The 21,626-nt window shown below is 63.3% G+C and carries 20 protein-coding genes, 2 tRNA genes and 1 pseudogene; 8 read left to right on the forward strand and 15 right to left on the reverse strand.

Annotated features, from left to right (window positions below):
- Positions 1–792 (forward strand): PD-(D/E)XK nuclease family transposase (locus tag ACTOZL_RS06400; protein ID WP_482477359.1); only part of this gene is annotated, 792 nt, incomplete at its 5' end.
- Between the two features lie 169 nt (positions 793–961).
- Here the strand turns inward: ACTOZL_RS06400 and ACTOZL_RS06405 are convergent.
- Together ACTOZL_RS06405 and ACTOZL_RS06410 are read right to left on the reverse strand one after the other, a co-directional pair.
- Positions 962–1,366: an HI0074 family nucleotidyltransferase substrate-binding subunit gene (locus ACTOZL_RS06405; protein WP_482477360.1), complete on the reverse strand. Its 405-nt coding sequence runs from the start codon at positions 1,364–1,366 to the stop codon at positions 962–964.
- Positions 1,353–1,649 carry a nucleotidyltransferase family protein gene (locus ACTOZL_RS06410; RefSeq protein ID WP_482477361.1) on the reverse strand — a complete coding sequence of 99 codons (297 nt, stop codon included), beginning with the start codon at positions 1,647–1,649 and terminating at the stop codon, positions 1,353–1,355. The genes ACTOZL_RS06405 and ACTOZL_RS06410 overlap by 14 nt, the downstream gene beginning before the upstream one ends.
- Before the next feature lie 184 nt (positions 1,650–1,833).
- On the opposite strand from ACTOZL_RS06410, the gene ACTOZL_RS06415 reads away from it, so the two are divergent.
- A complete protein-coding gene (locus tag ACTOZL_RS06415) occupies positions 1,834–2,673 on the forward strand; it encodes a pyridoxamine kinase (RefSeq protein WP_482477362.1) in 840 nt (279 codons plus the stop codon).
- A 402-nt stretch (positions 2,674–3,075) separates the two neighbouring features.
- Here the strand turns inward: ACTOZL_RS06415 and ACTOZL_RS06420 are convergent, their stop codons facing one another.
- From ACTOZL_RS06420 to ACTOZL_RS06460, 9 genes and pseudogenes are all read right to left on the reverse strand, one after another.
- Entirely contained in the window at positions 3,076–4,026 is a 951-nt protein-coding gene (locus tag ACTOZL_RS06420) for an MBL fold metallo-hydrolase (protein ID WP_482477363.1), read from the reverse strand.
- Between the two features lie 26 nt (positions 4,027–4,052).
- Positions 4,053–5,099, reverse strand: a complete 1,047-nt coding sequence (gene mnmA / locus ACTOZL_RS06425; RefSeq protein WP_482477364.1) for a tRNA 2-thiouridine(34) synthase MnmA — start codon at positions 5,097–5,099, stop codon at positions 4,053–4,055.
- Positions 5,089–5,997, reverse strand: coding sequence for an MBL fold metallo-hydrolase (locus ACTOZL_RS06430; RefSeq protein ID WP_482477365.1), 909 nt, complete (start codon positions 5,995–5,997; stop codon positions 5,089–5,091). The genes mnmA and ACTOZL_RS06430 overlap by 11 nt, the downstream gene beginning before the upstream one ends.
- Before the next feature lie 30 nt (positions 5,998–6,027).
- Positions 6,028–7,932 carry a tRNA uridine-5-carboxymethylaminomethyl(34) synthesis enzyme MnmG gene (gene mnmG, locus ACTOZL_RS06435; protein ID WP_482477366.1) on the reverse strand — a complete coding sequence of 635 codons (1,905 nt, stop codon included), beginning with the start codon at positions 7,930–7,932 and terminating at the stop codon, positions 6,028–6,030.
- A 42-nt stretch (positions 7,933–7,974) separates the two neighbouring features.
- Positions 7,975–8,883, reverse strand: coding sequence for a metallophosphoesterase (locus ACTOZL_RS06440; RefSeq protein WP_482477367.1), 909 nt, complete (start codon positions 8,881–8,883; stop codon positions 7,975–7,977).
- Positions 8,876–10,687 (reverse strand): DEAD/DEAH box helicase, encoded by a 1,812-nt coding sequence (locus ACTOZL_RS06445; protein WP_482477369.1) that lies wholly within the window; start codon positions 10,685–10,687, stop codon positions 8,876–8,878. Before ACTOZL_RS06445 ends, ACTOZL_RS06440 begins: the two co-directional genes overlap by 8 nt.
- 76 nt (positions 10,688–10,763) lie before the next feature.
- The gene (locus tag ACTOZL_RS06450; protein ID WP_482477370.1) at positions 10,764–11,354 is read right to left on the reverse strand and encodes a hydrolase; all 591 of its coding nucleotides are present in this window, start codon (positions 11,352–11,354) and stop codon (positions 10,764–10,766) included.
- Positions 11,355–11,384: 30 nt separating this feature from the next.
- On the reverse strand, positions 11,385–13,190 hold the full coding sequence (gene lepA, locus ACTOZL_RS06455) for a translation elongation factor 4 (protein ID WP_482477371.1): 1,806 nt from the start codon (positions 13,188–13,190) through the stop codon (positions 11,385–11,387).
- A 201-nt stretch (positions 13,191–13,391) separates the two neighbouring features.
- Positions 13,392–13,607 (reverse strand): annotated as a pseudogene (locus ACTOZL_RS06460) (helix-turn-helix domain-containing protein); the annotation flags it as partial.
- Positions 13,608–13,845: 238 nt separating this feature from the next.
- Between ACTOZL_RS06460 and ACTOZL_RS06465 the strand changes: the two are divergent.
- On the forward strand, positions 13,846–15,171 hold the full coding sequence (locus tag ACTOZL_RS06465; protein WP_482477372.1) for a peptidoglycan DD-metalloendopeptidase family protein: 1,326 nt from the start codon (positions 13,846–13,848) through the stop codon (positions 15,169–15,171).
- An 85-nt stretch (positions 15,172–15,256) separates the two neighbouring features.
- Here the strand turns inward: ACTOZL_RS06465 and ACTOZL_RS06470 are convergent, their stop codons facing one another.
- The 3 genes from ACTOZL_RS06470 to ACTOZL_RS06480 all read right to left on the reverse strand — a co-directional run bounded on the left by ACTOZL_RS06470 (position 15,257) and on the right by ACTOZL_RS06480 (position 16,390).
- Positions 15,257–15,934, reverse strand: coding sequence for a hypothetical protein (locus ACTOZL_RS06470; RefSeq protein WP_482477373.1), 678 nt, complete (start codon positions 15,932–15,934; stop codon positions 15,257–15,259).
- Positions 15,935–16,218: 284 nt separating this feature from the next.
- Positions 16,219–16,303, reverse strand: a tRNA-Tyr gene (locus ACTOZL_RS06475).
- Positions 16,304–16,314: 11 nt separating this feature from the next.
- Positions 16,315–16,390: transfer RNA gene (locus tag ACTOZL_RS06480), tRNA-Thr, on the reverse strand.
- 84 nt (positions 16,391–16,474) lie between these two features.
- Here ACTOZL_RS06480 and ACTOZL_RS06485 point away from each other — a divergent pair.
- The 5 genes from ACTOZL_RS06485 (at position 16,475) to ACTOZL_RS06505 (ending at position 20,722) form a co-directional block, all read left to right on the forward strand.
- Positions 16,475–16,873, forward strand: coding sequence for a hypothetical protein (locus ACTOZL_RS06485; protein ID WP_482477374.1), 399 nt, complete (start codon positions 16,475–16,477; stop codon positions 16,871–16,873).
- A complete protein-coding gene (locus ACTOZL_RS06490; protein ID WP_482477375.1) occupies positions 16,854–17,228 on the forward strand; it encodes a sigma-70 family RNA polymerase sigma factor in 375 nt (124 codons plus the stop codon). Before ACTOZL_RS06485 ends, ACTOZL_RS06490 begins: the two co-directional genes overlap by 20 nt.
- A gap of 31 nt (positions 17,229–17,259) precedes the next feature.
- Positions 17,260–17,880: an HD domain-containing protein gene (locus tag ACTOZL_RS06495; protein WP_482477376.1), complete on the forward strand. Its 621-nt coding sequence runs from the start codon at positions 17,260–17,262 to the stop codon at positions 17,878–17,880.
- A gap of 6 nt (positions 17,881–17,886) precedes the next feature.
- Positions 17,887–18,114: a hypothetical protein gene (locus tag ACTOZL_RS06500; protein ID WP_482477378.1), complete on the forward strand. Its 228-nt coding sequence runs from the start codon at positions 17,887–17,889 to the stop codon at positions 18,112–18,114.
- A 289-nt stretch (positions 18,115–18,403) separates the two neighbouring features.
- The gene (locus tag ACTOZL_RS06505; protein ID WP_482477379.1) at positions 18,404–20,722 is read left to right on the forward strand and encodes a SpoIIE family protein phosphatase; all 2,319 of its coding nucleotides are present in this window, start codon (positions 18,404–18,406) and stop codon (positions 20,720–20,722) included.
- A 142-nt stretch (positions 20,723–20,864) separates the two neighbouring features.
- Here the strand turns inward: ACTOZL_RS06505 and ACTOZL_RS06510 are convergent, their stop codons facing one another.
- Positions 20,865–21,530, reverse strand: a complete 666-nt coding sequence (locus ACTOZL_RS06510) for a CAP domain-containing protein (protein ID WP_482477380.1) — start codon at positions 21,528–21,530, stop codon at positions 20,865–20,867.
- Positions 21,531–21,626: the final 96 nt, after the last annotated feature.

Below are 21,626 nucleotides of genomic sequence, written 5' to 3' on the forward strand. Positions count from 1 at the left end.
CAGAAACACCAGGAAGATTTACAGAGGCTAAAAGGCTTTCGCCTGCTGGATGATGATTTTTTGACCAAGTGCTTTGAGGGGGACACCGCGTGCATTCAACTGGTGTTGCGCATCGTCCTGGAAATACCGGCACTGGTGGTGGAGGATGTCCACACACAGGTTTTTGTGGAAAACCTGATGAATCGTTCTGTACGGCTGGACGTTTTGGCTACGGACAGCTGCGGGCGAAAAATCAATGTGGAAATCCAGCGCTCGGACAAGGGCGCGGGGAAAAAACGGGCAAGATATAATAGCAGTATGATGGACGCCAACCTGTTGCGGAAGGGCGAGGCATTTGACGCGCTGCCGGAGACCTACGTGGTATTTATCACGGAACACGACGTGCTGGGGAAGGGTAAGCCTCTGTACCGTATCGGCAGATATATCTTCGACACCGGCGAACCCTTTGAGGATGGGTCTCATATTTTGTATGTAAATGGAGCCTACCGGGACGAGTCGCCCATTGGAAAATTGATGCACGATTTTTCCTGTACGGATCCAGGAGAAATGTATTACCATGTTTTGGCCGACAGGGTGCGGTTTTTTAAGGAAAGTAAGGAGGGGGTCGAAATTATGTGCCGGGCTATGGAAGATATGAGGAATCAAACATTGAAAGAAGGAATGAAAGAGGAAAGGAAATCGGTTGCACGCCGTATGCTGGCAGCTGGCCAATATACTTTAGAGGAAATCGTTCATATTTCAGGACTTTCTCTTGAAGAAGTCGAACAACTGAACGCTGATAGAAGCGCATAAAATAAAGGCCCGTGGAGCGGTGGTAACGCTCTACGGGCCTTTTGCTTCACGACACATCGTGTTTCGATTCTCCTAAGCATGCACAGCTAATGGCCACAAACAGCCCCATAGCAACCCAGGGCAGGGCGGCGTGGAGGAAGTCAAATAGCATAAAAAGCCTCCTGTTCTGTCATAGTGTGTCCAACTGCCCGGCATAGCGCTGGGCCAGGTGGTCCCGAAGCTGCTGGAAGGCGGGGAGGTAGGTTTCCAGGACCACCTTTGCCAGCCGCCGGGCTTGGGTCTCGTCATAAATGTGGTTGATGTTGTTGCGGTTTTTCAGCATTCCCAGCCAGATATCCTCGTCCAGGAAATCGTAGAGGACAAAGGCGGTTTTTAGAATTTCCCTTGGGGAACCGGAGGCAGCTTCACTTCGGCCCTCATAGGCGAGCAGTTCCTTCAACAGCTTCCACCCCAGCTCAAATTGGAGGGAAAACTTGTTGATGATGCCGCCTAAGACAAATTCGTTGTCCAAGTCCTCCTTTGGGGCACGGGAAAGGACTTGGAGGCTGGAACAATACTGGTCAAATTTCTTCATAGAGAACCCGCCCTTCTGTCTGGATGGTCTCCCGCAGCGCGGTGGGGATGTCCTGATCCAGGTCGATTACATCATAGTGTAGCAGTGTAGAGGTCTCTTGGTCTACGTCCAGCGCAAAGCGGGTGATATCCCCGCCGCTGACCGCCAGGTCGATGTCGCTGGCGCGGTGATAGTCTCCCCTGGCCCGGGAGCCGAAGAGGATGACCTGGTGAAGCTGGTGCTGTGCGGCCAACTGGCAAATCTCCTCTTGTACCTGGGCTTTGATGCCGGAATCAGGAAGCATGGGCACTCCTTTCTCGTGGGGACGAACGTACTATTTTTATTTTATCCCAAGACCTGTGGCTTGTCAATCGCCGCTGGCCTTTCCTGTCTGGCCATGCCAAATAAAACGGGATTGGCCCTGGAATCATGGCCAGGGCTGTGGTACCCTAAGGGTACTTCGGCATACAGAACAGGAGGATAAAACTATGAAGCGCGTTGTTTCCATCCAGGATATTTCCTGCCTGGGGAAGTGTTCCCTGACGGTAGCCCTGCCTATTATCTCCGCCATGGGTGTGGAGACCTGTGTGGTCCCCACGGCGGTGCTGTCCACCCACACCGGTGGTTTTAAGGATTTCACCTTCCACGACCTGACCCAGGAGATCACCCCCATTGCCGACCACTGGCAGAAGGAGGGCATCCACTTCGACGCCATCTATACCGGATATCTGGGCTCCTTTGAGCAGATCGAGCTGGTGGGCAAGTTCTTCGACCGCTTCGGCGGAGAGGGCACCCTGGTCTACGCAGACCCGGCTATGGCGGACAACGGCGTGCTGTACACCGGCTTCACCCCGGAATTTGCCTTGGAAATGGGCAAGCTCTGCGGCAAGGCGGACGTAATTGTCCCCAACCTCACCGAGGCCTCCTTCATGCTGGGGGTGCCCTACGTGGGGGACAACTACGACGAGGCCTATGTCAAGAAAATGCTCAAGGATTTGACCGGCCTGGGCTGCCCCACCGCCGTCCTCACCGGCATGAGCTTCGAGCCAGGGAAGATCGGGGCCATGGCCTACGACGCCAAAACCGATACCTATGCCAGCTACTTCAACGAAAAACTCCCCGTCCAGTTCCACGGTACCGGCGACGTGTTCGCCTCCGCCTGTGTAGGAGCCCTGATGAACGGCAAGGATTTGGAGGGGGCCTTGAAGGTGGCCGTGGACTATACCCTGGAATGTATCCGCGAGACCCAGAAGGACCCCGACGCCCGGTGGTATGGCGTCAACTTTGAGGCCGCCATCCCTATGCTGGTGCATAGCCTGGGGCGCTGAGAAAAAATTAAAGTTTTCGTCCACCTTTTTCAGACGAAGCGCGGAGCCGTCGCGAACCGGCGCAACGTGACACCACCAAGGTGGCGGAGTCCAGAGGCAGCGCCTCTGGCCAGGCCCAGGGCGGGAGCCTTGGGCAGGTTTGGGCGGCAGCCCAACTTAATGTTGTTATTATAATAAAACAAGCCCCCGCAGTTAGGCGTAAACCTAACTGCGGGGGCTTGTTGCAATCATTGTCTCAAAATGTCCTCCCTGGGACACGTCACACGTTGCCGTGGAGAGGTGCGGGAGGTCCTGTCATGGTTATTATATTCGAGAAGTTAAAAAAATGCAAGCTTTTTTTGGAATTTTTAGAATATTGAGATGGATAGGGGCCACCCATCCCGGCAACCCCTATCTATCCCATCACCGAAACAACCCCGTCCTCGGCAGCTTCGCCTTCCCCTTCTTATGAAAAGACGCCTCCGTGCGCCGGTAGCGGATCTGTACCCCGGCGATATAGGGTTCCAGCATCCCCAGCCCACAGAGGTAGTGGATGTACGTCTGGCTGGCCAGCTCATAATAGGCCAAATCCCGCAGGCCCCGGGGGAGGATGTGATAATTTTGACAGATGCTGGCGGTCATCTCCTTAGGGGTGGTGGACCCGTCCACCAGCTCCAAGAGCTCCCGCATGCGCTCGGTGAGGAAGCGCAGCTCCAAGTCGATGAGGGGCAATAGCTCCTGATAGACCCCCTGATGGGCCACAATGTAGTGGTCCGCCTGCTCCAAGCGCAGGGACCCCAGGGAGTGCAGATACTCCTTCATGTCGTAGGTGTAGGGGAACTTGGACTGGTGCAGCGTCCGCCCGGTCATCACCGCGTCCCCCAGGTATAACACGTTGTCCGGGGTGCGCACGCAGATGTGGTCCACGGTGTGGCCGGGGGTGTGGATGATATCAAACTCCGCCCCGCAGAAGCTGATGTGGTCCTCCTGGGGCAGGATGATCCGGTCTGCCAGACAGGTGGCCCCGTGGAGCTCCGGGTACTCCGGGAAGGACTCCACCGGGAGGTTGTAGTATTCCAAGTGCAGGGCCAGGGGGGAGAAGAGCTGCCCCGCCTCCCCCAGGGAGAGGGCCAACTGGGCCCCGTATTCCTTTTGCAGATAACCATAGGAGCCCATGTGGTCGATGTGGGCATGGCTGCCCAGGATGCCCACAGGGGTGAGGCCCGCGGCCTGCAAGGCCTCCTCTAGCTCATCCCGCTGGTCGTAGGTGCCGGTGTCCAGCAGGACGCAGTGGTGGTCGTCCACCTTGTATAGGGGGATCAGTTCCCAGCTTTTCAGGACCCAAGTGTTGCCTTTGACCTGTTCCAGTTCCATGGTCTCTCTCCTCCAATGTTTTGTGTTTATGCCCCCGGGGATGGCAGGCGTTGGGCGCCGGTGATCCAAACACTCCCCAGCACCCGGGCCCCGTCATAGCATACCGCCAACTGTCCCGGGGTGGGGGCCCGGGCGGGGGCTTCCAGCGCCAAGCGGACGCTTCCGTCCCCCTGGGGGCAGAACCGGGCCGGGGTCTCCGTCTTGGAGTGGCGCAGGCGTACCGTTACCGCCTGCCCCGGCGCCACAGGGGCCAGGGGGTTCCAGTCCTCCCCCCACACGGCCTCTGCCATCAAATCACTGCCGTCGGAGAGGACCACGCTGTTGTCCTCTGGCCGGATTTCTGACACGAACAGCCGGTGGGCCGCCGGGAGGTTCAGCCCCCGGCGCTGGCCGATGGTGTAGTGATGGATGCCCCTGTGCTGGCCCAGTACCGTTCCGTCCCGGTCCACAAAGTTCCCCGGCGGCGGGACCGTCCCCCGCTGTTCCAGCCAGGCGGCGTAGTCCTTGTCAGGGATGAAACAAATCTCCATGCTGTCGGGCTTCTCCGCCACCGGAAGGCCAAACTGACGGGCCAGAGCCCGGACCCCGGTTTTCCGAAGGCCCCCCAGGGGGAACAACAGCCGGGGCAGCCACTCCAGGGGCAGGCGAGCCAGCATATACGCCTGGTCATTTTCCTCCTGGCCCCGGTAGAGGCCAAAGGCCCCCCCTTCCTCCTGGAAGGTACGGGCATAGTGGCCTGTGGCCACATACTGTGCCCCCACCGCCTGGGCCCGGCGGAACAGGGCGGGGAATTTTACCGTGGGGTTGCAGCGGGCACAGGGGAGGGGGGTGCGTCCGGCCAGGTAGTCCTGGCGGAAGGGCTCCATCACCTGTTCCTCCAACCCCTGGCGGATGTCCCCGGCGGAGAAGGGGATGCCCAACTGCTCCGCCACCGCCTCCGCGTCTGCCCGGCCGCCCAGGCCGATGTCCAGCCAGTGGCCGTAGACCTGAAACCCCTGCTCCTTCAGCAGGCAGGCGGCCACGGCGGAGTCCACCCCCCCGGAGAGGCCCAGCACCACGGACTTATTGTCCATGGCTGGCAGGGGCTACGGCGGGGGCGCCGTCTATGTCGATGAGCACCAAATCCCCCCGGTCGGTGAGGTATTCCAGATAGGGGCGGATGTAGCGTTCCAGGTGCTGGGCCCGGAGGGGGTGTCCCACCGGCAGGTCCATGGCCTGGATGACAGCGGCGTAAAATGCGCTGTAGGGCATGGGGCCTGTCACCAGGGCGGCGCAGGCGGTCAGCTGTCCCAGCACCCGCTGGAGGTTCTCCTCTGCCAGGGCTGCAATGCTGCCCTGGACGACGCCCTTGTGGGAGAGAATGTAGGCGTTGCAGTCCAGCCCCTTCACCTTCTCCTTGCTGGCAAGGTCGTCGGCCATGTCAAAGACAAAGGGGACCATGGAGTCCTTTAGGATGTCCTGGGTCATCAGCACGTCCCCCAGATAGCACACGTTGTCCGGGGTGATGAAGCAGCAGTGGTCCGGGGCGTGGCCGGGGGTGCGCACCACGTCCAGAGGTACGCCCGCCAGCTCCACTTGGGTTTCCTCCAAGCCCACCACCCGGTCCACCGGGCAGATCAGGTTCTGGAAGCGGGGGATGGTGCGGATGCTGCCCATAGAGAAGTTGAACAGATGGTTTTTCAAGCTCTGGGCACAGCGCACAATATCCGCCTCCAACTGGGGCAGGCAGGTTTCCGCGCCGTACTTCTCCCGGAAGTAACGGGTGTTCTCATGGTGGTCATAGTGCATGTGGGTGCAGGCCACCCCCACGGGGGTGAGGCCGTGGTGGGTTAGGGTCTCCTCCAAGGGGGCGCGGAGCTTGCTGCTGCCAGGGTCGAAGAGAAGGCAGCGGGTATCGTCCAGCTTGTACAGCCCGATCAACTGGGGGCCGTCCAGGTAGTAGGTGTTGCCGGTTACGTGGATCAAATCCATGGTGAGGGTTCCTTTCCAGTGGTTTGGACGCTAGGGGCGGTGCTCCCGCTCCAAGCGTTCTAAATGGATCATCAGCGCCGCCACGTCCGCCGGGGATACCCCAGAAATCCGCCCCGCCTGTCCCAGGTTCTGGGGGCGTATCTGGCCTAGCTTCTGCCGGGCTTCCAGACGCAGGCCAGTGAGGGTGCTGTAGTCCAGCTCCGGGGGGAGGGCCTTGCTCTCCAAGCGGCGCATTTCCTCCACCTGCCGCTGCTGCCGGGCGATGTACCCGGCGTATTTCACGGAAATTTCCACCTGCTCCGTGACGGCCTTGGGAAGGGGGGGGCGCTCTGGGTCGAAGGGGGCCAGGTCGGCATAGCACAGCTTGGGGCGGCGCAGGAGGTCGGAGAGGCGTTGGCTGTTCTTCACCGGCGGCTCCCCCTTTTGCGCCAATAGGGCGTTGAGGGCGTCGCTGGGGGCCGCGCCGCAGTGGGCGAGTCGGTGTTCCTCCCGTTCCACCGCCTGGTACTTTTCCAAAACCGCCTGATATCGTTCCTGGCTCACCAGCCCCAGGCGGTAGCCCACAGGGCACAGCCGCTGGTCGGCGTTGTCCTGGCGGTGGAGGAGGCGGTATTCTGTCCGGGAGGTCATCATCCGGTAGGGCTCGTTGGTGCCCTTGGTCACCAGGTCGTCAATGAGTACCCCAATGTAGCCCTGGCTCCGGTCCAGGACCAGGGGTTCCCGGCCCAGGAGCTTTAGGGCGGCGTTTACCCCCGCAACAAAGCCCTGGGCGGCGGCCTCCTCATAGCCGGAGGAGCCGTTAAACTGCCCCGCCCCGTAGAGGCCGGAGACCAGCTTGTGTTCCAGGGTGGGGTGGAGCTGGGTGGGGTCCACACAGTCGTACTCAATGGCGTAGGCGGGACGGGTCATCTCCGCCTGTTCCAGCCCCGGCAGGGTGCGCAGCATGGCAAGCTGTACCTCCTCCGGCAGGGAGGAGGAGAAGCCCTGGATGTATACCTCCTCGGTGTCCAGGCCCATGGGCTCTAAGAAGAGCTGGTGCCGGGGCTTGTCCGGGAAGCGGACAATCTTGTCCTCAATGGAGGGGCAGTATCTTGGACCTACCCCCTCAATGGCCCCGGAGAACAGGGGCGAGCGGTCCAAGTTTTCCCGGATGATGGCATGGGTCCGGTCTGTGGTATAGGTGATGTAACAGCACACCCGGTTGGGGGCGGGCTGGTGGTTGGTGAAGGAAAAGGGGAGGGCGTCGCCGTCCCCCTCCTGCTTTTCCAGCTGGGAGAAGTCGATGGAGCGGGCATTCACCCGGGGGGGCGTGCCGGTTTTGAAGCGCCGCAGGCGCAGCCCCGCAGCCTGAAGGCTCTCTGTGAGGGCGTTGGCCCCGAACATGCCGTCGGGGCCGCTCCAACGCTCCACCTCCCCCACAATGGTCTTGCCCCCCAGGTAGGTCCCGGAGCACAGCACCACAGCCCGCACCCGGTAGAGAGCCCCGGTGGCGGTGACCACCCCTTGGACGGCCCCGTCCTCCACCAACAGCTCCGTCACCTCCGCCTGCTTCACCCACAGGTTTTCCTGGCGCTCCAGGGTGTGCTTCATAATGGACTGGTAGAGCCGCCGGTCTGCCTGGGCCCGGAGGGAGTGGACCGCCGGCCCCTTCCCCCGGTTCAGGATGCGGTACTGGATGCAGGCCTGGTCCGCGGCCTTGGCCATCTCCCCCCCCAGGGCGTCCAGCTCCCGGACCAGGTGGCCCTTGCCGGTGCCGCCGATGGCGGGGTTGCAGGGCATGTTCCCCACGGCGTCCAGGTTGATGGTGAAGCAGAGGGTGCGCAGCCCCAGGCGGGCGGCGGCCAGGGCGGCTTCAATGCCCGCGTGGCCTGCCCCCACCACGGCGATATCATAGCTTCCGGCGTCATAGGTCCGGCTGGCGCGTTGGCATTCCATAGATGGCTTGTGTCTCCTTCTCTTGGCTGGGATGATGGCGGGTTATGGCTGCAATACCACAAGGGGTACGTCCGGCCGGTTGAACAGGCGGAAGGTGGGGGGCTGGTTCCCCAGGCCCCGGGACACCGCCAGGACGCCGTGCTTGAGGGGGTACAGCCCCGCCGTGTAGCTGGGGAAAATTTTCAAGCCCTCGGGGCTGTGGCCCAGGAGGCCGTCGGTGCCCGGCAGGCGGATGAAGCCCCCGTGGGCGTGGCCGGACAGGGTCAGGTCCACCCCGGCGGTGGCGTATTTCTCATAGAGGTTGTTGCGGTGGCTCAGAAGGAGCTGGTAGGTGTGGGCGCCCTCCTGGGCCCGGACCTCGTTGGCAAGCTGCACGATGGTCTTTTGGTCGGCGTAGCCGTTGGGGTCCTCGGCCCCCAGGAGGGCCAAGCGGCTGCCCCCCCGTTCCAGCATCACATAGCGGTTGGCCAGGACGGTGACGCCGTTTTCCTCCAACATGGGCTCCAACTCCCGCACCACCTTGGCGGCCCACTCGTGGTTGCCGGTGACGTAGTAGGTGGGGGCGATCTGGGCCAGGCCCTGGGCCAGGGGGGGCACCATGGCCAGCTGCTCCTTCTTGTGGACCAGGTCCCCCACCAGGGCGATCATGTCCGGCTCCAAGTCCCGGAGGAATTGGAAGAGCCTTTGGTTGCCAGGGCCGAACTCCTTGCCGTGGATATCGGTGAGGATGGCGATGCGGTAGCCTGCAAAGCCCTCCGGGGCACCGGGGACGGTGAGGGTCTCGGAGGACAGGCCGTTCTGCTGCCACCACAGCCACCCCGCCAGGGCGGCCAGCGCCACGACGCCGCAGAGCCCCCGGAGCAGGGGATGCCGCCGCCGGGCCCGGGCCTGCCTGGGGCCTCTGGGGGCGGGGGGGCGCTCCCGGGCCTCCCAGGTTTCGTCCTTAATCATGGTCGATATAGAAGGGCTTCATGAGGCTTTTTTGCTCCGTGGAGTCCTTTTGCCGGCTCTGGGGCAGGCTGGGCTTGGGGGGGATGCGCCCTTTTCCCCCCCGGGTCAGCCGCTGGGAGGTCCGCTGCACTGGGGTGGGGGCACCCTTCTTGGGGGGCTCCCGATGGCGGGCGGGCTTCTTCTCCGGGGGCAGGACGGTGGCCTTGGCGGGGGCTGCCTCCTTGGCGCCCTTCCCCCGGCCTCTGCCCCGGCTCTTCCGTTTGCCCTCCTGGTGGCTGGGTTCCTGGGCCTTAGAGGGGTCGTAGTAGTGGTACACCGGCTTGGCGGAGAGGAGCCGGGCGGTGGCATCCATGATGACCTCCCCGTCCAGGGGGTCCCGGTGGATGGGGGAGACGGCGGACTCGTCGGGGTCCGGCTGGGCGTCCAGGAAGGCCTGTAGGTTCCGCAAATCCTGCTTGCCGTGGGGCATGGGCCGCCGGGCGGCCTTGGCCTTGGGGGCGGGGGGCGCTTTGGGGGACTTGGCAGGGGGGGCCGTCAGCTTTACGGTGGCTTCCTGGGTCTCCTTGGCCTTCTTCTCCGCCTTGCGCTGGGCGTTGCGCTGCCGGGCGGCCTGCCGGGCCTCGTCGTCGTCGGCGTTGATGACCCGGCCCTTGGCGTCCTTCTTGGGGGCCTCAAAGACCTCCATGGGGAAGTCGTGCTGCCGCCGGGGGACGGGCTTTTTCAACAGGCGTTCAATGTCCCGGAGCAGGGGCATCTCCCCGTAGTCGCAAAAGGAGATGGCGGTGCCGCCCCGCCCCGCCCGGCCGGTGCGGCCGATGCGGTGGATATAGGTCTCCGGCACCTCGGAGAGGTTGTAGTTGAAGACATAGGCCAGTTCTTCGATGTCCAGCCCCCGGGCGGCAATGTCCGTGGCCACCAGCACTTGCAGCTCCCCGGCCTTGAAGCGCCGCAGGCTCTCCTGCCGGGCGGTTTGGGACTTGTTGCCGTGGATGGCGGCGGCGGAGACCCCACGGCGGGTGAGGTCCCGGGCCACCTTGTCCGCCCCATGCTTGGTGCGGGTGAACACCAGGGCGTTTTTCACCTGCTCCTCCTGGAGGATTTGCACCAGCAGGGTGGTCTTGTTGTTCCGGTCCACCAGGCAGACTTCCTGGCGGATCACCTCTACCGGGGAGGACACCGGGGCGGCGGCGGCTTTCACCGGGTCGTGGAGAAGGCTGTCCACCAGGTCCATGATCTCCGGGGGCAGGGTGGCGGAGAAGAACATGGTCTGCTTCTGCTTGGGCAGCAGGGCGATCACCTTCCGCACGTCGTGGATGAAGCCCATGTCCAGCATCCGGTCCGCTTCGTCCAGGACAAAAATCTCCACCTTGGACAGGTCCAGCAGCTTTTGGCTGCACAGGTCCAGCAGGCGGCCGGGGGTGGCGGTGAGGATGTCCACGCCCTTTTTCAGCCGCTCCACCTGGGGGGCCTGGCCTACGCCGCCGAAGATCACCGCCTCGGTGAGGGGGAGGTTCTTGCCATAGGCGTGGAGGTTGTCGTCAATCTGGATGGCCAGCTCCCGGGTGGGGGTGAGGATCAGGGCCCGGACGGCCCGGGGCCCCTTCCGCTCTGAGAGCTGTTGTAAAATGGGCACGCCAAAGGCGCAGGTCTTACCTGTCCCCGTCTGGGCGCTGCCCAGCACATCCCGGCCTTGGATGCCCGCCGGGATGGCTTTTTCCTGAATGGTTGTGGGTTCGCGATAGCCGTATTCCTCCAAGGCGCGGAGGATGGGCTCGTGGATTCCTAGAGACGCAAAGCTCGTCATGAATGTCAAAATTTCCTTTCCTGCGCCCCGGATCCGCAGGGGGGCGCGTTGGGTGTATGTGCGGGGTCTGCGCGGATCAGAATTGTGTGTTTTCCTGTTCCAGGAAGTAAGAGGCCTCCATATCCGCCACGGACAGGGCGAAGGCCAGGGGGTATTTCACAAAAGCCCGGCCTACCAGCCGGTTGTCCTCGGTGCCGGAGAAGCCCATGTGCCAGCGGATGGCCATGGCCTCCTCCCGGGTGAGGCGCACAAAGCCGTTGACCACATACACCGACTTCTCCCCGTGGCCGTAGGGCAGGGGGTCCTCAAACTGGAAGCTGGGCACCTGGGTCCACTTCCCGTCGGGGCCCTTCACGTTGCGGGTGGAGGGCTTGTAGCAGCCCACCTTGCACACGTCGTGGAGCAGGGACACCAGGGCAATGGACTCCTGGCTGTACTCTAAGCCGTAGAGGTCCGTGACCCGCTCCCGCTGGAGGTAGTCTGCCAGGCAGTGGTAGACGTTGAGGCTGTGCTCGCACAGGCCGCCGGCGTAGGCCCCGTGGTAGCGGGCGGAGGCCGGCGCGGTGAAAAAGTCGCTTTTGTTGCTCAGGTAGTCCAGCAGGGCGTCGGCGCCCTCCCGGTGGATGTGTTCCTGATACACCTCGATAAATTCTTCTTTTGCCGACATGGGGACGGCCTCCTTCTCTGTGTTGTGGGGTTATTCGTCCAGCTTCAGCACCGCCATGAAGGCCTCCGTGGGGAGCTGGACGGTCCCCAGGGTGCGCATCTTCTTCTTGCCCTCTTTCTGTTTTTCCAAGAGCTTCTTTTTCCGGGTGATGTCGCCGCCATAGCACTTGGCCAGCACGTCCTTGCGCATGGCCTTCACCGTCTCCCGGGCGATGATCTTCCCGCCGATGGCCGCCTGGACGGGGACCTCGAAGAGCTGGCGGGGGATGTTCTCCTTGAGCTTTTCGCAGATCCGCCGGGCCCGGGCATAGGCCTTTTCCCGGTGGGCGATGAAGGACAGGGCGTCCACCTGGTCGCCGTTGAGGAGCAGGTCCACCTTCACCAGGTCCGAGGGGCGGTAGTCCAGGAACTCATAGTCCAGGGAGGCATAGCCCCGGGTCTTGGCTTTCAAGGCGTCGAAGAAGTCGTAGATGATCTCGTTGAGGGGCATGTGGTAGTGGATTTCCACCAGGTTGGTGTCCAGGTACTGCATGTCCTTGAACTCCCCCCGGCGTTCCTGGCACATGGGCATGATGTTGCCCACGTAGTCCGGGGGGGAGATGATGGAGACCTTCACGTAGGGCTCCCGCTGCTCGGTGATCTGGGAGGGGTCGGGGTAGTTGTGGGGATTGTCCACCCGCAGCTCCGACCCGTCGGTTTTGGTCACCAGGTAAATGACGTTGGGCAGGGTGGTGATGAGGTCCAGGTCGAACTCCCGTTCCAGGCGTTCCTGGATGATCTCCATGTGGAGCATACCCAAAAAGCCGCAGCGGAAGCCAAAGCCCAGGGCCACGGAGGTCTCCGGCTCGAAGGTCAGGGAGGCGTCGTTGAGCTGCAATTTTTCCAAAGCGTCCCGGAGGTCGGGGTACTTGGAGCCGTCCTCGGTGTAGATGCCGCAGTAGACCATGCTCCGGGCGGGACGGTAGCCGGGGAGGGGCTCGGCGGCCGGACGCTCCACGGTGGTGATGGTGTCCCCCACCTGGGTGTCCTTCACGTTCTTGATGGAGGCGGTGAGATAGCCCACCTCCCCGGCGGAGAGCTTGTCACAGGGCTCCAAGCGGGTGGGCAGGAGGCGGCCAATCTCTATCAGACTGTATGTGGCCTTGGAGGCCATCATGCGCACGGTGTCCGCCAGGGTCAGGCTGCCGTCCATCACCCGGAAGTAGACCACCACCCCCCGGTAGGCGTCGTACTGGCTGTCGAAGATCAGGGCCTTGAAGGGGGCGCCGGGGTCCCCGCTGGGGGCGGGGACGTGGGTTACCACGTCCTCCAACACGTCCCGGATATTCTGCCCCAGCTTGGCGGAGATTTCCGGGGCGTTTTGGGCCTCTAGGCCGATGACGTTTTCCACCTCGGCTTTCACCCGGGGCACGTCGGCGGCGGGGAGGTCGATCTTGTTGATCACCGGGCGGATTTCCAAATCGTGCTCCATGGCCAGGTAGGTGTTGGCTAGGGTCTGGGCCTCCACCCCCTGGGAGGCGTCCACCACCAGCACCGCCCCCTCGCAGGCGGCCAGGGAGCGGGAGACCTCATAGTTGAAGTCCACGTGGCCGGGGGTGTCGATGAGGTTGAGGGTATAGCGTTCCCCGTCCAGGGCATCATATTGGATGGTCACCGCCCGGGCTTTGATGGTGATGCCCCGTTCCCGTTCCAGGTCCATATTGTCCAAGAGCTGGTTCTCCATCTCCCGTTCGGAGACGGCGTTGCACAGCTCCAGCAGCCGGTCGGCCAGGGTGGACTTGCCGTGGTCGATGTGGGCGATGATCGAAAAATTACGGATTTTCGTTTGCTCCGTCATGTCGCTTCCTCCTAACTGCGCTGCCGCCGGGGCGGTGGGCGCTTAGTGCTTGCCCTCTTGGGCTAGGGCCTCAGACAGGCGCAGGAATAGGGGGGCCAAGGCCGGGTCCGCCCGGCACAGCTGTGCCCAGGCGTTGCCCAGGGCCTGGCCGGTGCGCAGGAGCAATTGCTCCTCCCCCTGGGCGGCCTCCGGCGGCTTGGGGCCGCTGCGCTCCCCGGTGCGCCCCAGCAGGTAGTCCGCTGAGACCTGATAGTAGTCACAGGCCCGGGTCACAAAGGCCAGGCCCGGTTCCCGGATCCCATTCTCATAGTGGGACAGGAGGGCCTGGGATACTTCCAGGGCCTGGGCCGCCTGGCGCTGGCTGACCCCTTTCTCGCGGCGCAGCCGGGACAGCGCCTGGGAAAATGTTACGTGCATGGGTTCCCTCCTTTAACAATCCGTATTATTATACCCGCTGGAATACAGCGTGTAAAGAGCCGCGGCAGAAAATTTCTGGACGAATCTTCCTCCCTTCTAAGAAATATGCCCAAAGGGGCCAAAAACTCTGAAAAGCGCCCCCTTGACGAATGGGGCCAGGCCTTTTATCCTGGAATCGTTACCAGTTTGTAACAGTTTTGTAGTTTACTCCCAGCACAAAGGAAAGGAGCAATGTTCCGTGAAGAAGAAAGGCTTTTCCAAAGGCCCGGGGCGGGGGGAGGGGTATCCCCCGTACCAGGTGGCCCAGCATCCCCTTCCCCTCCCGGAGGTGGAGGGACGGCGGCGGCGCAAGGACGTGGCGGCGGGCTTCCTGCTGGGGCTCACCGGCCTGTCGGCGGCGGGGGCCCTGCTGGTGTCCAGCTGCACCCTGTGCTACGCGGTGACCTCCGACGGTGCGCCGGTGGCCTACATCCAGGGGGCGGAGACCTACCAGCAGGCGGTGGAGCGAGTGGAGGAACAGGTCTCCGCCATCCTCCAAACCGATTACGCCTACCAGGACGCCCAGGTGCGCCTGACCATCGCCCCCAAACAGGAGATCCAGGACCCTGGCCAACTGGCGGATTCCCTAATGGACACGGTGGAGCAGGTCCAGGCGGCCTACGTCCTGTGTATCGACGGCACCCCCGCCGGGGCCTGCCTGGGGGAGGCGGAGGTGCAAGCTGCCCTCCAACAGGTGAAGGACCACTACAGCGGCCCCGCCACCGCCGCCGTCTATTTTGGCAATGAAGTGGAGGTGGTGCTGGACTACCTCCCCAGCGGCACCCCCATCCTCACCCAGGAGGAACTCACCCAACAGCTCCTGGGACAGGAGGAGGCCCAGGCGGTGTTCGCCTCGGCGGGGGGACAGGCCAAGCCTGTCCCCTCCCTAAAGGTCTACACCGAAGAGCTGGAAACCTACACCGCGGAGCTGCCGCCTGAGGAGGAAGAAATTGAGGACGCCAGCTTGTTGGTGGGGGAGCGGGTCCAGCGCCGGGAGGGCGTCCCCGGCAAGGAGGAGCGCACGGACCGGGTGGTCTACTGCTGCGGGGAGGAGTCAAAACGGGAGAACTTGTCCACCATCCCCGTGCTTGCCCCCGTCTCCACCCAGATTGCCGTGGGCACCGGCCAGGGGGTGGAGGGGGCCCAGGGGCGTTTCCTCTGGCCCTGTATGGGCACCGTGACCTCCGGCTTTGGCAACCGGGACATCTTCGGTTCCAACAGCTTCCACCGGGGGACGGACATCGCCGCCGCCCAGGGCAGCCCCATTGTGGCCGCTGCTGACGGCACTGTCATCTGGGCCGGGGAGAAGGGGACCTATGGCAACCTAGTGAAGCTGGACCACGGCAACGGCTATGTGACCTACTATGCCCACTGTTCCCAGCTGTTGGTCCAGGCGGGGGACCAGGTGGTCCAGGGCCAGTCCATCGCCCAGGTGGGGGCCACCGGCCGGGCCACCGGGCCCCATTGCCATTTTGAACTGCTGTGGCAGGAGGAACCCATCGACCCCATGCAGTGTTTGCCCTAAAAGATAAAGCCGCCCTTCGGAGTAATCTAGCTCCGAGGGGCGGTTTTTTGTGGGCTTGAACGGGGGGCCTGGGCGGGATGGCGGCTTATGTCTGGTCAGCGGAACCGGGCAGGGTGGCCAACTGCCCATAGACCCACCCCGGGTCCACCCCCTTGGCGGTCAGCTCCACCACCATGTCCCCGTAGCGCACCCCGAAGGACATCCGGGGGCCCTGGCTGTCCCCGGCATCCTCTAGGGTGTAGGCCCGGCGCTGGACTGCCTCCTGGCTCAGTTCTTCCCCGGGGAAGATGGGGTGGTCTACCACCTCCCGCAGCGCCTCCGGGACAGAATCCGCCCGGGGGATGGGGTAGCGGCTCAGATCGTAGTTCTCCAAGTCCGCCACGGCGGTGAGCCGGGGGGCGTGGGAGGCGCCGTAGGGGGAGATGGACCAGCGCAATTCGTCATAAGCGCCAGGCCGGGTCCAGAGGAGGGTAAGGCAGTCCTCTGTGGGGTCGTAATAAGCGGATTCTAGCTGGAAGCCCTGGGGGGTGTCAGGCAGGTACGCCCCCTGGGGGGCCATGGCCTGGGCCTGGGGGAGGGTCAGGGCTTGGGGCGGCTCCCCCTGCTGACGATCTTGTTGATTGGAACTGAGAGGCGTTGCGGAGGCAGGTTCCGGGAGCGTGTTGCCCTCTGCCGGGCTGGGACGGGCCAGGAGGAGGGCCGCCAGGAGACAGGCGGCGGCTAGGCCGCCCAACAGCAGGCCTTGGATATGGGTTCGTTTCATAGACAGGCTCCTTTCTCCGAGAAATCATCTTCTACTCTATAAGACAACAATTCCAGGGCGGGATGACAGCTGGTGAGAAAATTTTTTTTGCAGCCCGGGGAAAACCCCTGTCCGAAAAAACGGAACGGAAGGGAAAACAGTCCTGCTTGTTCGGATTGACAAAAGGCGGTGGGATATGGTATCCTCAAAAGCAAGACAAACAGATGTTCGATTTCGTTGGAGTGGTCAGGCGAGTTAGTGGGGCGCTGGAATAGAAAAAGAGAGCAAGCACAAAGCTTGCTCTCTGGTGGAGGAGGATGGATTCGAACCATCGAAGTCGTCGACAACAGATTTACAGTCTGCCCCCTTTGGCCACTCGGGAACTCCTCCCTATGAAATTGTGGAGCTGGTGGACGGACTCGAACCCCCGACCTGCTGATTACAAATCAGCTGCTCTACCAACTGAGCTACACCAGCGCGTGTGTCTCGTCCGCAGCGATGATTAGTTTAACAGAGGGACGCGGATTTGTCAAGAGGTTTTTTCAAAAAAGGAGCGTTTTTTTGGCACAAATTTTGGACTGCTATCCTTTTCGGGACAAGCAGGCGGAGCGGCCCAGCTATGTTTGCCTGGGCTGTGGGCAGGAACAGTACAGCTATGACCCCCCTGGCATGGGGGGCGTCTGCCGCCGCTGCCGGCGGCGGGAGAGGAAACGAGAGGAGGATGCCATGACCTTGCAGGAGATGTCCGCCACCTACCGTGCCCAGGCCCAGCGGCTGCGGGAGCGTATCCGGGCCTTGGAGGCGGCGGGGCGGCAGGCCCAGAGCAGGACGGAACGGGAGCGGCTCAACGGCCGTGCCCTGGCCCTGACGCCCATCTGGCGGGAGGCCAGGGACCTGGCGGTGTTGTTGGAGCACTATTATGAAAGGGGGTACCGGCGCAATGACAGGTACACGCTATAGGAGAGGACAGGCCTACGCGGCAGACATGGCGGTGTATGCCCGGCTGATGGCCCAGGACAACCGGGAGGAGCTCAGCCAGCTCCAACGCAACCTGGCCCGGGCCCTGGGGGAGGACGTGACAGCCCGCCAGCGGCAGGTGCTGCTGCTGTACTACGCCCAGGGCATGACCATGGGGGAGATCGCCCAGGAGCTGGGGGTGGACCGGAGCACCGTGTCCCGGACCATGCTCCGGGGGGAGGAACGGCTGCGCCGCTGCCTGCGCTACGGCGGGGCCGCCCTGCTCAACCGGGAGCCGCCCCATCCAGGCCAGCGGAAAAAACGGGGGATTGACAAAGGGCATGGCCGGGTAGGATAATAGGGGAAAGAATGGAGGAGGAGGGAGCCCTATGCCGGAGAACAGAATGCTTTCCCTGCTGGAACAGGGAGATTGGGAGTCGGATGCCGCCCTGATCCAGGGCTTGCAAGCCTGGCCCCTGTACCCCTTGCTGTTGGAGACCTATGAGAGCTTACAGGAGGACGCCCTATATAAAAGCCGCGTCCATGGCAGCGGACACATCCACCGTGTGCTCCTTTTCGCTGCCCTCATCGCCTGGCAGGAGGCCCTGCCGGAGGATTTGGTGCGCCAGCTGTTCCGGGCCGCCGCCTACCACGACGTAGGCCGGACCTTCGACGGCTACGACCTGGACCACGGGGCCCGCTCTGCCCAGCGCCTAGAGGAGCTTACCGGCCAGACTGGGGAGGCCCTGGCGGAGCTCCAAGCCGCCGTCACCGCCCACGCCCTGCCGGATGCCCGCTTGGAGGAGACGGTACACGCCTTCCACCCGGCGGACTTTGACCGGGCAGTGGAGCTCACCCGGCTGTTGAAGGACGCGGACAACCTGGACCGGGTGCGCCTGGGGGATTTGAAGGTGAAGTTCCTGCGCCACGAGAGCGCAAAAAACCTGGCGGATTTCGCCCTGCGCCTGCTGGCTAGGGACCAGCTTTGGAAGGAGCGGGGAAAGGAGTAGAACCCCATGAAGGTAACATTTACATTCGACGAGGCCGCAGTCAACCAGCAGGGCCATACCCTGGACGATATCTACGTTCCATGGCTGTTTCACGGTGTGAACGAGAGCGATGTGACGGATACCGGAGCGCAACACAGCTTGAAGCAGCTTCTGGAAGGGATGTCGATGGCCCAGAAAACCGAAGATGGAAGTCCGAAAATGTTGCGAGCAACAAAAAATGAGCGCGAACCATGACACTGCGGCGTCTGCCATTTGGCAGGCGCCGCAGTTTTTTACCCGACTATTTTGCTTTTCCCATGGGGATTCGCCCGGCGCTTTTGAGAAAATGCCTCCCTTTGCCGCCGAAGGAGGCGGCAGGAGGGGGGTTCTTCGTGAAAGGCCCTCTTTTTCCCCATGCAGGGAACGACAGCCTTTTTTCCCTCCCAGCACGTATAATTTGGAACCACAAAGCATAGGGCGCATCGAGCCGGACCGCGGGACAGGCTACAGATACACCCCTTTGAAAAACTGGGAGGAATGATTCATGGCTACAAATGAAAGATTGCGGCGGCTCCGCTTCCCCCAGCGGGATACCGTGCGTATGTCCCGCCGGGCCCTCATGGGGACGGCGGAGTGCGGGGCGGGCTTCCTGCTGGGGGCGGTGCTGGCTGGGGCGGAGATCTTTGGCCTCTATGCCCCCTTTGGAGTGGCGGCGGTGGCCGCTGCCGGGTCGGGGCTCACGGGGCTGAGTACCTTGGCGGGGAGCTGCCTGGGCTACCTCTGCCTAGAGGGCATGACCGACGGGATGCGCTACGCCGCCTCCGGGGTGCTGGTGTACTCCGTGGCCTTTGCCTTCTTTGACGCAAAGCTCTACCAACGGGACTGGTTTATGCCCAGCGTGGCCTGTCTGGTCAGCGCCATGACGGGGATCGTCTGCCGGGGGGGCAAGGGCTGGTATGGGGAGGACCTGGTATATTTCGTCACCGAGGTGCTCTTCACCGGGGCGGCGGCCTATTGCTACCGCATTGCCTTCCGCCAGTGGCCGGAGACCTTGGAGGAACGGGAACCCCTGGCCCCAGGGCAGGGGGCGTGCTTCCTGATGGTGGCGGGGACGGTGCTGATGTCCCTAGCCCGGGTGGAGATTTTGGAGACCTTTTCCATGGGCCGCCTGCTGGCGGCAGTGGGCACCATGGCTGCCGCCCGGCGGGGGAACCGGGAAGGGGTGCTGGTGGGGGCCTGCACCGGGGTGGCCCTGGACCTAGCCTCTGGGGAGCCCCCCTATTACAGCATGGTGTTTGCTTTGGCAGGCCTGGCCAGTGGGCTCTGCTATAAGAAGGGAAAGCTGGCCACCGCCTTGGTGTATGCCCTGGCCACCTGCGCCGCGGTGCTGTGGACCTGGGACGGGGGCAGCCGGATGGGGATGCTCCTGGAAACCGCTGTGGGGGTGGGGGTTTTCCTGGCGCTGCCCTTGAAACCCCAGGCAGTGCGGGAGGCGGCGGCCCTGCCCCAGGGCGGGGACGAGACCTCCGCCGTGGTGGCCAGCCGGAAGCTGACGGGGATGGCCGACGCCTTCCACAGCCTCTATGACCAGGTGAAGGAGAGCTTGGCCCCGGAGGCGGCCAATGGGGAGAACCCGGCGGAGATTTTCACCCGGGCGGTGGACAAGGTCTGCGCCCACTGTACCCTCCGGGGGAGCTGTTGGCAGCGGGACTACCAGGAGACCCGGGGCATCCTCAACGATTCCACCGCTGCCATCTTGGAGCGTGGCCGGGCCTTGGCGACAGATTTTGCCGGGCGCTTCTCCGACCGCTGCGTCCACTTTCCAGAATTCCTGGGAGAGGTAAACCGGGAGCTCACCGCGTTCTTGCGCCGCCGCCAGGTTCTGCGCCGGACCCAGGAGAGCCGGAAGGCCCTGTGCAGCCAGTACGCCCGCCTGGACCAGTTCATGACCCGGACCGCGGAGGAGGTCTCCGCTGCCCTGACCCCGGACCTGCCCCGGCAGGCGCGGCTGCGGGAGTATTTGCGGGGGCTGGGCCTGGAAGGGGGCTCGGTGTACTATGACCGGGGGGGCCGCCTCCAGGTGGTGACGCCCCTGGCCCAGGAATTGCAGAGTAAGACTGCCCGCCGGGATTTGGCCCAGCTTATGGGTACCCCCCTGCGCAACCCGGAGGAGGAGGGGGGGCAGCTCCTCTTCGCCCAGGCGGAGCCCTTCCGCACCACGGTGGCCATGGCGGGTGCGCCCCGGAAGGGGGAGCGGATCAGCGGCGACACAGGGGTGTGGTTCCGCCGGGAGGACGGGATGCTCTTCCTGCTCCTGTGCGACGGCATGGGCAGCGGGGAAGGGGCCCGGGAGGAGAGCAGCCGGGCGGCGAAGCTCATCGAGCGCTTCCTTCAGGCGGGGATGGACCCGGAGGAGGCGGTGGCCACAGTGGCCTCTGCCCTGGCCCTCCGGGGGGAGGACATGGGCAGCACCACGGTGGACTTGCTCTCCATTGACCTGTTCTCCGGCCGCTGCTGCGTCCACAAACAGGGGGCGGCGCCGACCTATGTGCGCCGGGACCGGCAGATCAAGTGCGCTGTGGGGAACTCCCCCCCGGTGGGGATTTTCTCCAAGGTCCAGCCCGATGCCCACAAGTTCCGGGGGGAGACCGGGGACTGGATTGTCCTGGTCACCGATGGCATCCTCTGCGGCCGGGAGGACGGCTGGCTGCGCAGTCTCATCAGCGGCTATGAGGGGACCAGCCCCAGTGAGCTGGCGGAGCGTATTTTGGGCCAAGCCCAGCAGCTCCACCAGGAGGAGGACGACGGCACCGTGATTGCCGTGCGCTTGGAGGCGGGGAAGGAGCGGATGATGGTGTCCTAATCTGCCCTGGGAGCACTATATACAGTGTTTCTTGCAGTATAGCACGGCCTTTGCGGGACATTTTCGAGAATTTCGTCGAAGGCAGAATCTAATCTATAAAGAAGGCGCTGCCTCATGGAGGTTGAGACAGCGCCTTCCCGATTTATTCCCCCCTGGAAGGAACAGGGCCGCCTGCCAGGCCACGGCAGGGGCCCCCAGGGGGGAGGAGAACGCGGGATTTGGTGCCGCTGCCCAGCAGCAGCACCCAACAATACTGCCCATTTTGCAGGAAGCAGCCTGCCCCTGCCTGGGTGTCTGCCTGGCTGAAAAGATTGGCCCGGGTTTCCGGGCTGCGCAGCCAGGCGTGAAGGACGGCGGCAGGGGAGGCGTTCCCCAGGGCGCGGTTTTCCCCTGGCTCCCCGGCGCAGGGGGCGCCGTTGTCAGAGCGAAAGCGGCGCAGGCCGCCCGGCTGGCCGAGGGTATGGGTATAGGCTTCTGCCCGCTCCATGGCCTGGGCGGACAGGGATTCAGAATGGTTCAATGGGGAGAGGCCCCGGTCTGCCCGGGCTGTGTTCAAACGCGCCAACAGCGCTGCCGCCTGGCTGGGGCAGGTCTGCCCAGGGTCCGGCCTGGGGACTAGGTCCTCCCAGGAGGTGGCCCGTTGGAGGAGGGCATCTGCCAGGCTGTGGGCTGTCTGGGCGGAGGCCACACTGGCGTAGAGTAAGAAATTGAGCTGTCCTGTCCCGCCGCTCCCCTGCGCGGCTAGGGCGGTGGCGGGGAGCTGGGCTAGGAGGAGGCATAGGGGCAGGAGAAGCCACCGCTTTTTCATGAGAATCCTTCTTCCGAAAGTTAGTATATATCCGAATCGGACGTATAAACTATTCTAACATATCCGAATCGGACATACAATAACTTTGTCGAAAAA

It is taken from the genome of Evtepia sp. (assembly GCF_056797215.1).

What these genes read in the sequence shown, in the direction of transcription:
- ACTOZL_RS06445 (WP_482477369.1), bottom strand. Translation starts at nt 10,687, where the DNA reads ATGACGAGCTTTGCGTCTCTAGGAATCCACGAGCCCATCCTCCGCGCC.
- ACTOZL_RS06510 (WP_482477380.1), bottom strand. Translation starts at nt 21,530, where the DNA reads ATGAAAAAGCGGTGGCTTCTCCTGCCCCTATGCCTCCTCCTAGCCCAG.
- mnmA (WP_482477364.1), bottom strand. Translation starts at nt 5,099, where the DNA reads ATGGACAATAAGTCCGTGGTGCTGGGCCTCTCCGGGGGGGTGGACTCC.
- ACTOZL_RS06440 (WP_482477367.1), bottom strand. Translation starts at nt 8,883, where the DNA reads ATGATTAAGGACGAAACCTGGGAGGCCCGGGAGCGCCCCCCCGCCCCC.
- ACTOZL_RS06495 (WP_482477376.1), top strand. Translation starts at nt 17,260, where the DNA reads ATGCCGGAGAACAGAATGCTTTCCCTGCTGGAACAGGGAGATTGGGAG.
- ACTOZL_RS06415 (WP_482477362.1), top strand. Translation starts at nt 1,834, where the DNA reads ATGAAGCGCGTTGTTTCCATCCAGGATATTTCCTGCCTGGGGAAGTGT.
- mnmG (WP_482477366.1), bottom strand. Translation starts at nt 7,932, where the DNA reads ATGGAATGCCAACGCGCCAGCCGGACCTATGACGCCGGAAGCTATGAT.
- ACTOZL_RS06470 (WP_482477373.1), bottom strand. Translation starts at nt 15,934, where the DNA reads ATGAAACGAACCCATATCCAAGGCCTGCTGTTGGGCGGCCTAGCCGCC.
- ACTOZL_RS06405 (WP_482477360.1), bottom strand. Translation starts at nt 1,366, where the DNA reads ATGAAGAAATTTGACCAGTATTGTTCCAGCCTCCAAGTCCTTTCCCGT.
- ACTOZL_RS06430 (WP_482477365.1), bottom strand. Translation starts at nt 5,997, where the DNA reads ATGGATTTGATCCACGTAACCGGCAACACCTACTACCTGGACGGCCCC.
- ACTOZL_RS06490 (WP_482477375.1), top strand. Translation starts at nt 16,854, where the DNA reads ATGACAGGTACACGCTATAGGAGAGGACAGGCCTACGCGGCAGACATG.
- ACTOZL_RS06505 (WP_482477379.1), top strand. Translation starts at nt 18,404, where the DNA reads ATGGCTACAAATGAAAGATTGCGGCGGCTCCGCTTCCCCCAGCGGGAT.
- ACTOZL_RS06450 (WP_482477370.1), bottom strand. Translation starts at nt 11,354, where the DNA reads ATGTCGGCAAAAGAAGAATTTATCGAGGTGTATCAGGAACACATCCAC.
- ACTOZL_RS06410 (WP_482477361.1), bottom strand. Translation starts at nt 1,649, where the DNA reads ATGCTTCCTGATTCCGGCATCAAAGCCCAGGTACAAGAGGAGATTTGC.
- ACTOZL_RS06420 (WP_482477363.1), bottom strand. Translation starts at nt 4,026, where the DNA reads ATGGAACTGGAACAGGTCAAAGGCAACACTTGGGTCCTGAAAAGCTGG.
- lepA (WP_482477371.1), bottom strand. Translation starts at nt 13,190, where the DNA reads ATGACGGAGCAAACGAAAATCCGTAATTTTTCGATCATCGCCCACATC.
- ACTOZL_RS06500 (WP_482477378.1), top strand. Translation starts at nt 17,887, where the DNA reads ATGAAGGTAACATTTACATTCGACGAGGCCGCAGTCAACCAGCAGGGC.